We start from the raw sequence: 14,568 nt of genomic DNA, 5'->3' as shown, positions 1-14,568 counted from the left end.
GCCGTGCGTCACGTCGTCCGATCGTTGTTCTCACACGACGAAAGGACCCCACCGTGAAGATCGCAGTGCCTCGCGAGATCAAGAACAACGAGTACCGGGTCGCGATCACCCCGGCCGGTGTGCACGAGCTGACGGCCCGCGGTCACGACGTGTTCGTCGAGGCAGGTGCGGGTGCGGGCTCATCCATCCCGGACGAGGACTTCCTCGCTTCAGGCGCGAAGGTGCTGGCCACCGCCGACGACGTGTGGGCCGAAGGCGACCTCGTGCTGAAGGTCAAGGAGCCGATCGCGCAGGAGTACCCGCGCCTGCGCGGGGATCAGGTGCTGTTCACCTACCTGCACCTGGCCGCGTCGGCTGACCTGACCGACGCGATGCTGGCATCGGGCATCACCGGCATCGCCTACGAGACGGTCCAGACCGAAGGCGGCGGGCTGCCGCTGCTGGCCCCCATGAGCGAGGTCGCCGGGCGTCTGGCGCCGCTGGTGGGCGCGCATTCGTTGATGCGCCCCAGCGGTGGTCGCGGCGTGCTGCCGGGCGGAGTGCCGGGAGTTCACCCGGCACGCGTGGTGGTGATCGGCGGCGGCGTCGCCGGCCTCAACGCGGCTCGCGTGGCCCTGGGAATGGGTGCTGATGTAGAGCTGCTGGACACCAACGTCGACAAGCTGCGCGAGATCGACCGGGACTTCCACGGTCAGATCCGCACGGTGGCCTCGAACCGCTACGCGGTCGAGCAGGCCGTTCGCTCGGCGGACCTGGTGATCGGCGCCGTGCTGATCGCTGGAGCCAAGGCCCCGAAGCTCGTGTCCAACCACCTGGTCTCGGAGATGAAGGCGGGCAGCGTGCTGGTCGACATCGCCATCGACCAGGGCGGGTGCTTCGCCGATTCCCGTCCGACCACGCACGACGAGCCCACCTACCAGGTCCACGACTCGGTCTTCTACTGCGTGGCGAACATGCCCGGCGCGGTGCCCACCACTTCCACGCACGCGCTGACCAACGTGACCCTCCCCTACGTGCTGCGCATCGCCGATGCCGGCTGGCAGCGCGCCTGCCGCGCGGATGCGGCTCTGGCCGGCGGTCTCAACACCCACGACGGGAAGCTGGTCAACCGGGCCGTCGCCGAGGCCCACGGCCGCACTCCTCTGCCGCTGGGCGACGTCCTGGGTTGATTCGTTCCCGGGTTGTTCGCGCCACGGGCTGCGAGGAAGGCTCCCTTCCTCGCAGCCCGCTTTTCTCCCGATGACAGGAAGGTTCCCCTGCGCACGAGGCCGCAGCGTCAGGCCTGGGAATTTGCACCGGGTTGAATTCGAATTGGTTGATTCCCAACTTTAGCGAGAATGCGAATAAACCCGACATGCCCGAGAATGGGAAAGGCGCTCAAAACGGCGAATAGGGGCGGCCCGCTCAACCAGCCTGGGGGTCACCGGGAGCAGGCCGCCACTCTCAGTGTAGGCCAAGATCGCCGGTTTGCCGACGACGTGAGCGAGAGCTTCGCCGCCAATTTCCAGCCGAATCGATAACCACTCGATGGGGTGAGTCTGGTCGAGTGGCCGTGCAGGCGTGAACTCTCGATGCCGATGTCACCCATCGGAGTAACGACGGGTGACTGATCATCTGCTGCCGTCCGCCGGAAACTCCGATGCACGAAAACGCGCTGACGGGTGGGAGATAAACGTGACGGACACGGCACTGCGCAAGGCTGTTCTCGACCGGCTCGACGCCCTGGACCGAGCAGTGGGCGAAGACGCTCCCGAAGTGCTGCTACCGATTGCCCGGACGGAGCTCTATCGCTTTACCGAAGCCCTCAAAACGCTGTTAGACGACCACGAGCCGGACTCCGGTGGACGTTGCCCGTCCTGCCGGGGCACGCTCCGCCGCCGCCCCTGGCCCTGCAAGGTGTGGCAGGCGGCGCACCAGCAGTTGATCACCGAGCTATCCGGTTTTCCGGGGCGCAGGGGCGGACTTCGCCGCCAGACGCTGCGCACCCACGCTCCGCGCACCTCCGAACCCGTCGCCGTGATCAGCCAGCCGATCGTGTCCGCCACCGGTCCCGGACCGTCCGACTGGGACACCGACGAGTTCATCCGCCCCGACCTCACGACCGTTCCCCCGAGCCCGCCGCCGCTGGCCGAACAACCAGAAGCCGAGCACGGCAAGACCTACCGCGCAGCGGTCGTCGAACGCGCCTGACCTGCCGAACTCGCCCACGTCCGGTTCCCGCCTTCAGCTCCGGCCACGACGCCGCGCCCTCGCAGGTCGACCTGTCCGGCAGGATGGGGGCCATCAGGGTTGGCACACTGACGGGTGACCGGACGTGGGAGGGCGTGTGCACGACGGCAGCGGCCGCATCCACGTGCAAGGACTGAACAAGAGATTCGGTCCCGTGCACGCGGTGCAGGACCTCAGCTTCACGGTGCAGCCCGGTGCCGTCACCGGTTTCCTCGGCCCCAACGGGGCGGGGAAGACCACCGCGCTGCGCATGATCCTCGGCCTGATCACCCCTACCTCGGGCACCGCCACCATCAACGGCCTGCCGTTCGGCCGGCTGCCGAAACCGGGTGGTGTGGTCGGCGCCGTGCTCGACGCGCACGGATTCCATCCCAGCCGCACAGCGCGCCACCACCTGCGCTGCTACTCGGCTGCCATGGACGTTCCCGACGGGCAGGTCGACCGCGCGTTGGAGCTCGTCGGGCTCGCCGCCGCCGCGGACCGCAAGGCCGGGGGATTCTCGCTGGGCATGCGGCAACGCCTGGCACTGGCTACAGCGCTGCTGGGCGATCCGCAGATCCTGATCCTCGACGAACCGGCCAACGGGCTCGACCCGGAAGGCATCGCATGGCTGCGGGGCTTCCTGCACGCCTTCGCCGCGGGCGGCCGGACCGTGCTGATGTCCAGTCATTTCCTCCGGGAGATCGAGCACACCGCGGACCGGCTGGTCATCATCAGCCAAGGCCGGTGCGTCTACGACGGGCACATCGAAGAGCTCCGCGCCGCGCAGCAATCACGCGCACTGGTGCAGGCCGATTCCCCGGAAGCGCTGGTCGCCAAGGCGCAGGAGGCCGGTTACAGCGTGGAGCACCTCCCCGACGGGCGGCTGGCCGTGCTCGGCGCCGACTCCCGCACCGTCGCAGACCTCGCGCTGCAAGCGGGCGTCGCGCTCTACGCGATGCAGGACGAGCGCGTCGACTTGGAGCAGTTGTTCTTCCGACTCACCCACGGCCAGTTCGCGGGGCTGGCGCAACACGCGCCGCCGACACCGGAGATGTGGGCACGGCCGGGCGAGGGCGGGGGCATGTGATGATCGGGCTGATCAAGGCCGAGTACCGGAAGATCTTCACCACGAGCCTGTGGTGGGCGCTGCTGATCCCCGTGGTGGTGCTGGGATTCGGCGCGGGCTGGTTGGGCACCGCGTTCGGCGGGATCATCGACATGGTCGAAGAGCTCAGCGCCTCGCTGCCGCTGGGCTTGCTCGCGGTCGCGCTGTCGACGAACTTCGGAACGATCTTCGCGCTGCTGTTCGGAGCCATGGCCTTCGCAGGCGAGTTCCGCGCCAAGACCATCACCACGACGTACCTGACCGCCAACCCGCGCAGCGGCGTGCTGTGGGCGAAGTTGATCGTCTACGCGGGCGGCGGGGTCATCTACGGGTTGACCAACGTCCTGTTCGCGAGCCTCGGCGCGCTGCTCGGCACCGGTCAGGACATGGGCAACTTCGGTGGGTTCGGCAGCTGGCTCAGCGTGGGCGGCGCGGGCGTGCTGTCGATGGTGCTGTGGACGCTGCTCGGGGTCGGGTTCGGTGCGCTGATCGCCAACTCCGTGCTGGTCGTCATCCTGCCGCTGGTCTACAAGTTCGTCGTCGAGTTCATCCTGTCGATCAGCCTGGCCGACACCGCGGTGTCGGGCCTCGGTCCCTACCTGCCGGGCGCGGCGGGCAACGGCATCGTGTCCAACCTGGCCGTTCCGCTGTTCGTCTCCGCTGTCGCGGGTGCGGACGAACCGAACACACCGCGCGTGGCCTTCGAACTCCTGCACTTGTTCTTCGGCGGCACCTACGGCCACCCGTGGTGGGCGAGCCTGTTGACGTTCCTCGGCTACACCGCGGTGTTCGTGGCCGGCGGCTGGTTCGTGGGAACGCGGCGAGACGTGGCGTGAGGTGAGGAAGGGAACCTTTCTGCCAGACCGGCCGTCGGCGAAATGGCAGAAAGGTTCCCTTCCTCACTCGTTGGCGCCGGTCACACCGCAGCATTGGCGGTGCTGCGGCGTCGGTGCCGCCGCCTAACCTGGCGGGGTGAGCGACTCCGAGAATCCCCGCCGTTCCTCCGGCGGCTGGATCCGTCGCCTCTTCGCCGCTTGTCGGCGCCACCCGGTCGCACTGGTGTTGGCGTTGGGCGCCTCCGTGACCGCGGTGGGGTTGGAGGCGCTGGTTCCGCTGCTGACCAAGCTCGCGGTCGACGACGCCGTGGCGCGCAGCACCGAGCGGCTGTGGTGGATCGTGGTCCTGCTGCTGGTTCTGGGCGCCTTCCGGTTCGGCGCGGCCTTCGTCCGCCGCTACAGCGCCGGACAACTGGCCCTCAACGTGCAGCACGACCTGCGGCGGGCCGTTTTCGCCGCGATGCAGCGCCTGGACGGAGGCAAGCAGGACGCCCTGCGCACCGGGCAGGTCGTGTCCCGTTCGATCAGCGACCTGCAGCTCGTGCACTCGTTGCTGTCGATGCTGCCGCTGGCGGCCGGGACTGCCGTGCTGGCGGTTTTCGCGATCACAGCGATGCTGTTCCTCTCGCCGCTGCTCACCCTCGTGGCGCTGATCGTGTCGCCGTTGATCGCGGTGGTCACGGCGCGCAGCAAGAAGAGGTTGTTCCCCGCCACGTGGTCGGCTCAGCAGCGCGCGGCCGATATCGCTCAGCACGTCGAGGAAACCGTCACCGGCGTGCGGGTGGTCAAGGGCTTCGGCCAGGAGGAGCGCGAGGTCGGCCGACTGGAGTCCCGGGCGCGGAGGTTGTTCGCCGAGCGGCTGCGCGCGGCGCGGATGACGTCCCTGCCCACGGCGAGCCTGGCGACGCTGCCCGCGGCAGGCCAGGTGGGCGTGCTGGGTCTGGGCGGCTGGCTGGTGTTCCAGGGCCAGGTGAGCTTGGGAACCTTCGTCGCATTCGCCGGCTACGTGGCGATGCTGTCGGGGCCGGCTCGAATGCTCTCCAGCGTGGTGATCCAAGCCCAGCTGGCGCGGGCCGGGGTCGAGCGAATCCACGAACTCACCGACTCCCAGCCGGAGGTCGTGGAGAAGCCCGATGCCCGTTCGCTGCCAGAAGGTCCGTTGGAGGTCCGTCTGGACGGGGTCGGGTTCGGTTACACCCGTGACCAGCCGGTCTTGCGGGAAGTCGACCTGCACGTGAGCCCGGGCGAGACGGTCGCGCTGGTGGGTCCGGCCGGCTCGGGGAAGTCCACGGTGTCGCTGTTGCTGCCCCGCTTCTACGACGCGCACTCGGGCCGGCTCGCGATCTGCTCCGCCGACACCGGGGAGACCTTCGACATCCGCGATCTGCGGCTGGGTTCGCTGCGCAGCGCGGTGGGCGTGGTCTTCGAGGAAGCGTTCCTGTTCTCCGACACGATTCGCGGCAACATCGCCTACGGACGTTCCGGCGCCAGCGATGAGGACGTGATTGCCGCGGCCAAGGGTGCGGAAGCGCACGAGTTCATCACCAGCCTCCCGGACGGGTACGACACGACCGTCGGTGAGCGCGGTCTGACGCTCTCCGGTGGTCAACGCCAACGCGTTGCGCTGGCCAGGGCTTTGCTGTCGGACCCGCGGGTTCTGGTGCTCGACGACGCGACGTCGGCGGTCGATCCGGCGACGGAGGCCGCCATCCACGACACGCTGCGTTCGGTGACCGCGCAGCGCACCACGTTGCTCATCGCGCACCGCCGCTCGACGCTGGGGCTGGCCGACCGGATCGCGGTGCTCGACGAGGGACGCGTGGTCGACGTGGGGACCGAGGCCGAACTGCGGGAGCGGTGCGAGCTGTTCCGCTCGCTGCTGTCCGGTCCGGGGCAGGCCATCGACGATCGGCGCGACGATCACGTGGAGGCGGCCCCTGCCGGCATCACCCCTGAGCTGTGGCCGCAGGATCAGTCGTCCGAACCGTCGGATTCGGGCGTTGCTGCACCCATGCCGAGTCGCCATGGCATGAGCACCACGGCGGTTCCCCCGACAGCAGAGCTGATCGAGGGGATCCGCAAGCTGCCGCCGACCCGGGATGCGCCGTCGGTGGGGGAAACCGATCCCACCGCCCCGGATCCGCAGTTTCGGTTGGCGCGGCTGCTGCGGCCGATCCGCTGGGGGCTCGCTCTGACGATCGCCCTGGTGGCCGGTGATGCGCTGACCTCCGTGCTGTTGCCGTCGCTGGTGCGGCACGGCATCGACAGCGGCGTCGGAACCGGGCACCTGAACACGTTGTGGCTGGCCACGGGCCTCGCGGCTCTGCTCGTGGCCGGTGGCTGGCTGGTGATCAAGCTGCAGACCGTGATCACGGCGCGGACCGGCGAAACCCTGCTCTACGTGCTCCGCCTGCGCAGCTTCGCGCACCTGCAGCGACTGGGTCTCGACTTCTACGAGCGGGAGCTGGCGGGCCGCATCATGACCCGCATGACCACCGACGTCGACGCGTTGTCGACGTTCCTGCAGACGGGCTTGGCGACGTTCGTGGTCAGCGTGCTGACGTTGCTGGGCATCGCGGGAGCCCTGTTGTTCACCGACCCGTCGCTGGCTCTGGTGGCGATGGCGGTGCTTCCAGTGCTGGTGGTCGCCACGGTCATCTTCCGCAAGGTCTCCTCCACCGCGTACGCCGAGGCGCGGGAGAGGGTCAGCACCGTCAACGCTGATCTCCAGGAGAACGTCTCCGGTATGCGGGTCGCTCAGGCGCACCGCCGCGAGGGACATGCGGCGAAGGTGTTCGCACAGCGCAGCGACGCTTACCGCCGTTCGCGGCTGCGAGCTCAGCGCTACATCGCCACGTACTTCCCGTTCGTGGCGTTGCTGTCGGAGATCGCGCAGGCGGCGGTGCTGGGGGTGGGCGCTGCGCGCGTCGCTTCCGGCGAGCTGACGGCAGGCGTGCTGGTCGCCTTCCTGCTGTACTTGAGCCTGTTCTTCTCACCGGTTCAACAGTTGTCCGGGGTGTTCGACGGCTATCAGCAGGCGAAGGTCGGGTTGCGGCGCATCGGTGAGCTGTTGCGCACGCCGACGTCGGTGCCGGCTGCTGCCGACCCGGTGGCAGTGCCCGAGCGGTTTCGCGGCGAGGTGGAGCTGCGGGCGGTTTCCTTCCGCTATCCCGGCACTGAGCAGTACGCGCTGAAGGACGTGAACTTGCGGGTCCGGCCTGGCGAGACCGTGGCGCTGGTGGGCGCGACCGGTGCGGGCAAGTCGACCCTGATCAAGCTGATCGCCCGGTTCTACGACGTCGCCGAGGGCACGGTTCTGGTCGATGGGGTCGATGTGCGCGGCTATGAGCTGGGCTCCTTCCACCAGCGGCTGGCGGTGGTGCCTCAGGAAGGGCATCTGTTCGCCGGCGACATCGCCGACAACATCACCTACGCGCGCCCGGACGCCGGACCGGTGGAGGTCGAGGGCGCTGCCCGCTCAGTGGGGGCGCTCACAGGGATCTCGATGCTGCCGCACGGGTTCCGGCAGGAGGTCGGTGAGCGCGGTCGCGCGCTCTCGGCGGGCCAGCGGCAGCTGGTCGCCTTGGCGCGAGCGCAACTGGTGGACCCGGACGTGCTGCTGCTGGACGAGGCGACGGCCGCGCTGGATCCGGCGACCGAGTCGGCGGTGGTGGCCGCCAGCGATCGGCTCGCCGCGCAACGAACGACCTTCGTCGTGGCGCACCGGTTGGGCACTGCGGCCCGGGCCGATCGGATCGTGGTGGTCGACGGCGGGCGGATCGTCGAGCAGGGACGGCACGAGGAGCTGCTGGATCGAGGCGGTCACTACGCCAGGCTGTGGCGGGCGGCCGATGTGCACGGGACCGAGGAAGCCGATGCGTCCGCGGAGGCGAGCAACATCGCGTGAGGAAGGTTCCCTTCTTCGCCGTCTGCGAGGCGGCGCGAACCTCTCGCCGGTCTCACCGGGAGATCGCAGCGAGATGTGAGGAAGGGAACCTTTCTGTCACGATCGCCACATCTGCGACACGCGTGCACGGACTGAGATGACGCGGACACGCTCCGGAATCAAGAACCGGACAAAAAGGACCGACTGGCCGAGCGGGCGAGCCTGTTCCCGCGATGCGGGCTGAGCCGGTTACCAAGTGGGAACACAGCGTGTCGGTGAAACGCCATAATGAACAGGTACGACAACCCGTATGGACTAGTGCCAAGCAGCGCTGATCAGCGAACCAAGCACGTCAGGGGCGGTTGATGATCGATCGCACGGCCCGACTCGGGGCCCATCGCCGCTGGCCGGACGATCCTGATCGATTCCGTGCGCGGAATCGATCGGCCGAACGGCCGTCCTGTGTGTCAACCTCGCGAATCGGGCGGCTAGCCTGGTACCCGAGTGTGTCTGTAAATCACGAGCATATGGATCGAGGCGAACGCCAGCCGTGTCCAGCAGCCCCGCGTCACAGTTCGGCCCCAATGAGTGGTTGATCGAGGAGATGTATGAGCGGTTCCTCCAAGATCCCACTTCCGTAGACTCGGCGTGGCACGAATTCTTCGCCGACTACAAGTCGGGTCAGGCTACAAACGAGAACACCGCTACCGCTGCGGCGGCCGGCACTGCGGCACCCCCAGGCACGACGGCCACCGCGACGCGCACCGGCGAGACCAACGGCCAGGCACCAGCGGCTGCCGCGTCTGCGGCCAAGCCCGCTGCCGCCCCGAAGCCCTCTCCGCAGCAGGCCGCCAAGGCCGCGCCGGTCAAGCAGCCGCAGGCCGAGGGTGACGTGAAGACCCTCCGCGGCGCTGCGGCGGCGATCGCCAAGAACATGGACCAGTCGCTCACGGTCCCCACCGCGACCAGCGTGCGCGCGGTGCCCGCCAAGCTGCTGTTCGACAACCGCATCGTCATCAACAACCACCTCAAGCGGAACAAGGGCGGGAAGATCTCCTTCACGCACCTGATCGGCTACGCGCTGGTCAGGGCGGTCAAGGACTTCCCGAACATGAACAGCCACTACGGCGAGGACGCCAAGGGCAAGCCCGCGTCGGTCGCGCCGGAGCACATCAACCTCGGCCTGGCGATCGACATGCCGGGCAAGGACGGTTCGCGCAACCTCGTGGTCGCCTCCATCAAGGGCTGCGAGGACATGACGTTCCAGCAGTTCTGGCAGGCCTACGAGGACATCATCCGCAAGGCCCGCAGCAACGCGCTGACCGCGGACGACTTCGCCGGAACCACGATCTCGCTGACCAACCCGGGCCCGTCGGGCACCAACCACTCGGTGCCGCGGCTGACCAAGGGCCAGAGCGCGATCATCGGCGTCGGCGCGATGGACTACCCCGCCGAGTTCCAGGGCGCCAGCGAGAAGACGCTGGTCGACATGGGCATCAGCAAGATCGTGACGCTGACGTCCACCTATGACCACCGGGTCATCCAGGGAGCGGAGTCCGGCGACTTCCTGCGCCGGGTGCACCAGCTGCTGCTGGGCGAGGACGGCTTCTTCGACGACATCTTCGCCTCGCTGCGCATCCCGTACGAGCCGGTTCGCTGGACGCAGGACATCCCCGAGGGCGCGGTGGACAAGACCGCCCGCGTGCTCGAGCTGATCGACGCCTACCGCACCCGCGGCCACCTGATGGCCGACATCGACCCGCTGAACTACCGGCAGCGCCGGCACGAGGACCTCGACGTCCTGTCGCACAGCCTGACCCTGTGGGACCTGGACCGCGAGTTCGCCGTGGGCGGTTTCGCCGGTCGCGAGAAGATGAAGCTGCGCGACGTGCTCGGCGTGCTGCGTGACTCCTACTGCCGCACCGTCGGCGTGGAGTACATGCACATCCTGGAGCCTGACGAGCGCGAATGGCTGCAGCAGCGGGTCGAGAAGCCGCACACCAAGCCGGACTCGACCGAGCAGAAGTACATCCTGTCGAAGCTCAACGCGGCCGAGGCCTTCGAGACGTTCCTGCAGACCAAGTACGTCGGGCAGAAGCGGTTCTCGCTGGAAGGCGCGGAGACCGTGGTTCCGCTGCTGGACGCGGTGCTGGACAACTCCGCGGCCAACGAGCTCGACGAGGTCGTCGTCGGCATGCCGCACCGCGGCAGGCTCAACGTGCTGGCCAACATCGTCGGCAAGCCGATCTCGCAGATCTTCCGCGAGTTCGAGGGCAACCTCGACCCCGGTCAGGCCCACGGTTCCGGTGACGTGAAGTACCACCTGGGCGCCGAGGGCAAGTACTTCCGGATGTTCGGCGACGGCGAGACGAAGGTGTCGCTGACCTCGAACCCGTCCCACCTGGAGGCCGTGGACCCGGTGCTGGAAGGCATCGTCCGCGCCAAGCAGGACATCCTGGACAAGGGCCAGGAGGGCTTCACGGTGCTGCCGGTGCTGCTGCACGGTGACGCCGCGTTCGCCGGTCAGGGCGTGGTCGCCGAGACGCTGAACCTGTCGCTGCTGCGCGGTTACCGCACCGGTGGCACGGTCCACGTGATCGTCAACAACCAGGTCGGTTACACCACGGCTCCGGAGCACTCGCGTTCCAGCAAGTACTGCACCGACGTCGCGAAGATGATCGGCGCGCCGGTGTTCCACGTCAACGGTGATGACCCCGAGGCGTGCGTGTGGGTCGCGCGGCTGGCAGTGGAGTACCGCCAGGCGTTCGGCAAGGACGTCGTGATCGACATGGTCTGCTACCGCCGTCGCGGTCACAACGAGGGCGACGACCCGTCGATGACGCAGCCGAAGATGTACGACGCGATCGACAAGATGCGCAGCGTCCGCAAGGTCTACACCGAGTCGCTGATCGGCCGCGGTGACATCACCGTGGACGAGGCGGAGAAGGCCCTCAAGGACTACGCCGCGCAGTTGGAGCACGTGTTCAACGAGGTCCGAGAGCTGGAGAAGCACCCGCCGGCACCGAGCCCGTCGGTGGAGGCCGAGCAGCAGGTCCCGCGCGGTCTGTCCACCGCGATCTCGCAGGAGTCCCTGGAGCGCATCTCCGAGGCTCAGATCAACCTGCCGGACGGCTTCTCCCCGCACCCGCGCGTGAAGCCCGTGCTCGAGCGTCGCGCCAAGATGGGCCGTGAGGGTGGCATCGACTGGGCCTTCGGCGAGCTGCTCGCGTTCGGTTCGCTGGTGATGGAGGGCCGCCAGGTCCGCCTGACCGGTCAGGACAGTCGCCGCGGCACGTTCGGTCAGCGCCACTCGGTGCTCATCGACCGCAAGAACGACTCCGAGTACACGCCGCTGCAGAACCTCTCGGGCGACCAGGGCAAGTTCCTGGTCTACGACTCGGCGCTGTCGGAGTTCGCCGCGCTGGGCTTCGAGTACGGCTACTCGGTGGGCAACCCCGAGTCGCTGGTGCTGTGGGAAGCGCAGTTCGGTGACTTCTTCAACGGCGCCCAGTCGATCATCGACGAGTTCATCTCGTCCGGTGAGGCCAAGTGGGGCCAGCGCTCGGACGTCGTGATGCTGCTGCCGCACGGCCAGGAGGGCCAGGGCCCCGACCACAGCTCGGGCCGCATCGAGCGGTGGCTGCAGCTGTGCGCCGAGGGTTCGATGACGGTCGCCATGCCGTCGACCCCCGCGAACTACTTCCACCTGCTGCGTCGGCACGCCCTCGACGGGATCCACCGCCCGCTGGTGGTGTTCACGCCGAAGTCGATGCTGCGCCTGAAGGCCGCGACCAGCCCGGTGGAGGACTTCACGGAGGGCAAGTTCACCTCGGTGATCGACGACCCGGCGCAGCCGGACCCGTCGCAGGTCACGAAGCTGGTGCTGTGCACCGGCAAGCTCTACTACGAGCTGGCCGCCTACCGGGAGAAGAACGGCATCACCGACACCGCGGTTGCGCGGCTCGAGCAGCTCTACCCGCTGCCGCACCGCAAGCTGGGCGCCCTGTTCGAGCGGTACCCGAACCTCGAGTCGGTCCGCTGGACGCAGGAGGAGCCGGCCAACCAGGGTGCGTGGCCGTTCCTGGGCTTGGCGCTGACCGAGCAGTTCCCGGAGCTGGTCGGCAAGCTCAAGCGGGTCTCGCGCCGTCCGATGGCCGCGCCGGCCACCGGCCTGGCCAAGGTCCACGAGGTCGAGCAGGCCGAGGTCGTGCAGAACGCCTTCGCCTGACCTTCCAGCACGAGAGCGGGCCGTCGGTTCCTTCGGGAACCGGCGGCCCGTTCGTTTGCGCTCGGACTGGGGCGGCGGAGTGTGCATGGGAACCTTCCGCTCATCTCGACCGGGGCTCGCTTCCGGTCCTGGAGACCGGTTTCGTACCCTGCTGTTCCCAACCGCACCGCGTTGAAGATCGATGGACCATGAGGAGGAGCGGTGTATTTCACCGACCGCGGCATTGAGGAACTTGAAGAGCGTCGCGGTGACGACGAGGTCACCTTGGCGTGGGTCGCTGACCGGATGCGGGCCTTCGTGGACCTCAACCCGGACTTCGAGGACGCCACTGAGCGCTTGGCGACCTTCCTCGCACGCGACGACGTCGACGACGAGTGATCCGCTCCCGGCCGCGCACCCTGACAGGCGCGGTCGGGAGCCGATCAGGCCAGCAGCACGGCCCGCCCGACGATGGCCCGTTGCTCGATGGCGATGTGCGCGTCTGCGGCTCGCGCCAAGGGGAAGCTCTTCCCGATGGTGGGGGTGATGTGCCCGGCGGCTGCTTCGGCCAAGGCCTTCTTGAGCAGGTCCAGGCGCTGGCGGCGCGAGGTGTACTGGATTTCGAGCAGTCCGGTGACAGTCACGGCACGTCGTGTCGCTTCGTCCGCGTCGATGTCGGCGAAGTCCGAGTCGGATGCTCCGTAGGTGATGATGCGCGCACCGTCGTCGACGGTCTGGAACGCCTCCTGCCCGTATCGTCCGCCGGCGCCGTCGAAGACGACGTCGATGCCGCCGGTGAGATCGCGGACCTTCTCAGCCCAGCCCGTTTCGCCGTAGTCAACGGGTTCGGCTCCTAGCCGGCGCACCAGGTCGAGCTTCTGCTCTCCCCTCGCGGCGCCGATGACGTGCGCCCCGGCAGTTCGGGCCAGCTGGATGATGACCGACGCCGCTCCACCGGCGGCGGCCGTGACGAGCACCCGCTCTCCTGGCCGCACGGCCGCGTGGTCGCAGAGCAGCAGCGCCGTGGTGGCGTCGTGCAGCAGCACCACGGCGGACCGCTCGTCCAACCCGTCGGGGACCGCGGCGAGCTCGGATTCCTCGACGGCGACCAGTTCGGCGTAGGTTCCGCCGTTGCCCGTGCTGGCGACGACGGTTCGGCCCAGCCATGCGGGATCGACGTTCTCGCCCAGCGCCACCACTTCTCCGGCCACGCCGTCTCCGGGGATGTAGGGCGGGTTCATCTCGAAGTACTGCCGCCCCCAACCTTGCCGAAGCCTCGTGTCCAGGAACAGCACGTCCACGGCCGTCATCCGCACCAGAACCTGCCCCGGTTTCGGCGTGGGGTCGGGCTTGTCGACCGCCGTCAGCACGTCGGGCCCTCCGAATTCGCCGACCTGCACCCCGCGCATCTCGATCACTCCGCTCTCAGTTGGCTTCGGCGAGCATCCAACCTCGAGTTAACTGGAAGTCAAGGCCGCAGGTGACCATCCGCGGGTGCGCTCGTGAGGGTCGTACCGCCCGTGGGCATCAGCCGAGCCGCTGAGCCAGGGCGAGCTGCGTGAGATATCGCTTGCTGACCACGCCGCCGTGATCGTCGATGTGCCCTTCGATGCAACCCAGCAGCTGTTCGCGCGCGGAGTCCGGCATCCTCCGATGATCCGAGTACGTCCGCAGCAGGTCGAGGTACTCGGCGCTGGTGTACTGCGCTTCCCACTCGTACTCGTGGAACTCCGGTGCGCCGAAACGACGTGAGCGGTGGAATTCCTCCGAGTTCCTCGGGATCTCACCCGGAGTGGGCAGAGGCCGCTCGGGCGCCGCAGTGGGGGCGAAGCACTCGTAGCACTGCCCGGCCTGCGCGAAGAACGACTCGCTGCCCCCTGCGATGTGGTGCGTGGAGATGACGGCGAGCGCTCCGCGCGGGCGCAGCGCATCGCCGGCCTTGGTCATGCGCTGCTCGGGGTCGAGCCGGTCGAACGACATCGCGGCGACGACCAGGTCGAAACCGACGGGCGGAAGCGCCCACTCCTCGAACGACTGGACGACCACGCGCGCTGAGTGGTATTCGCCCAGGTTGCGCCGGGCCAGCGCCGCCAGCTCCTCGCTCAGTTCGAGAGCGGTGAGCGCGAAGCCGCGGGCTGCCAGCGGCACGCTCGCCTGCCCGGTGCCGCAGCCGATCTCGAGCACTCGTGCGGCCTCACCGACGGCGGCGGTCAGGACGTCGAACAGCTCCGCCGGGTACCCCGGGCGGGCCCGGTCGTAGCGCTCAGCGTCCTCGGAGAACGCGAAGCGCATCCCCTCTCCCCCGCTCACCGAGCTCTGTCCG

At 68.4% G+C, this 14,568-nt stretch carries 9 protein-coding genes; 7 read left to right on the top strand and 2 right to left on the bottom strand.

Going from position 1 to position 14,568, the window contains the following annotated elements:
• Positions 1–53 precede the first annotated feature (53 nt).
• The 7 genes from ald to ACYVF3_RS17090 all read left to right on the top strand — a co-directional run bounded on the left by ald (position 54) and on the right by ACYVF3_RS17090 (position 12,644).
• On the top strand, positions 54–1,169 hold the full coding sequence (gene ald, locus ACYVF3_RS17120; RefSeq protein ID WP_461155220.1) for an alanine dehydrogenase: 1,116 nt from the start codon (positions 54–56) through the stop codon (positions 1,167–1,169).
• 505 nt (positions 1,170–1,674) lie between these two features.
• Complete coding sequence (locus tag ACYVF3_RS17115) at positions 1,675–2,190, top strand: hypothetical protein (protein ID WP_461155219.1); 516 nt, start codon at positions 1,675–1,677, stop codon at positions 2,188–2,190.
• 124 nt (positions 2,191–2,314) lie between these two features.
• On the top strand, positions 2,315–3,298 hold the full coding sequence (locus tag ACYVF3_RS17110; RefSeq protein ID WP_461155218.1) for an ABC transporter ATP-binding protein: 984 nt from the start codon (positions 2,315–2,317) through the stop codon (positions 3,296–3,298).
• Positions 3,298–4,152: an ABC transporter permease gene (locus tag ACYVF3_RS17105; protein WP_461155217.1), complete on the top strand. Its 855-nt coding sequence runs from the start codon at positions 3,298–3,300 to the stop codon at positions 4,150–4,152. Before ACYVF3_RS17110 ends, ACYVF3_RS17105 begins: the two co-directional genes overlap by 1 nt.
• Positions 4,153–4,288: 136 nt before the next feature.
• The gene (locus ACYVF3_RS17100; RefSeq protein ID WP_461155216.1) at positions 4,289–8,059 is read left to right on the top strand and encodes an ABC transporter ATP-binding protein; all 3,771 of its coding nucleotides are present in this window, start codon (positions 4,289–4,291) and stop codon (positions 8,057–8,059) included.
• A gap of 583 nt (positions 8,060–8,642) precedes the next feature.
• Positions 8,643–12,266, top strand: coding sequence for a multifunctional oxoglutarate decarboxylase/oxoglutarate dehydrogenase thiamine pyrophosphate-binding subunit/dihydrolipoyllysine-residue succinyltransferase subunit (locus ACYVF3_RS17095; RefSeq protein ID WP_461155215.1), 3,624 nt, complete (start codon positions 8,643–8,645; stop codon positions 12,264–12,266).
• Between the two features lie 201 nt (positions 12,267–12,467).
• Positions 12,468–12,644, top strand: a complete 177-nt coding sequence (locus ACYVF3_RS17090) for a DUF6104 family protein (protein WP_186459597.1) — start codon at positions 12,468–12,470, stop codon at positions 12,642–12,644.
• Between the two features lie 44 nt (positions 12,645–12,688).
• On the opposite strand, the gene ACYVF3_RS17085 is transcribed toward ACYVF3_RS17090, so the two are convergent.
• Positions 12,689–13,654, bottom strand: coding sequence for a zinc-binding dehydrogenase (locus tag ACYVF3_RS17085; protein ID WP_461155214.1), 966 nt, complete (start codon positions 13,652–13,654; stop codon positions 12,689–12,691).
• Between the two features lie 118 nt (positions 13,655–13,772).
• The gene (locus ACYVF3_RS17080; RefSeq protein WP_461155213.1) at positions 13,773–14,537 is read right to left on the bottom strand and encodes a class I SAM-dependent methyltransferase; all 765 of its coding nucleotides are present in this window, start codon (positions 14,535–14,537) and stop codon (positions 13,773–13,775) included.
• Positions 14,538–14,568 lie beyond the last annotated feature (31 nt).

The sequence above is a fragment of the Saccharopolyspora tripterygii genome (genome assembly GCF_054778355.1).
The sequence above is the reverse complement of the archived record's forward strand: the minus strand, read 5'-3'. Positions and strand labels throughout refer to the sequence as shown.

Excerpts from the sequence above, each read along its gene's own strand:
- ACYVF3_RS17105 (WP_461155217.1), top strand. The coding sequence starts at position 3,298 with ATGATCGGGCTGATCAAGGCCGAGTACCGGAAGATCTTCACCACGAGC.
- ACYVF3_RS17095 (WP_461155215.1), top strand. The coding sequence starts at position 8,643 with ATGTATGAGCGGTTCCTCCAAGATCCCACTTCCGTAGACTCGGCGTGG.
- ACYVF3_RS17085 (WP_461155214.1), bottom strand. The coding sequence starts at position 13,654 with ATGCGCGGGGTGCAGGTCGGCGAATTCGGAGGGCCCGACGTGCTGACG.
- ACYVF3_RS17080 (WP_461155213.1), bottom strand. The coding sequence starts at position 14,537 with ATGCGCTTCGCGTTCTCCGAGGACGCTGAGCGCTACGACCGGGCCCGC.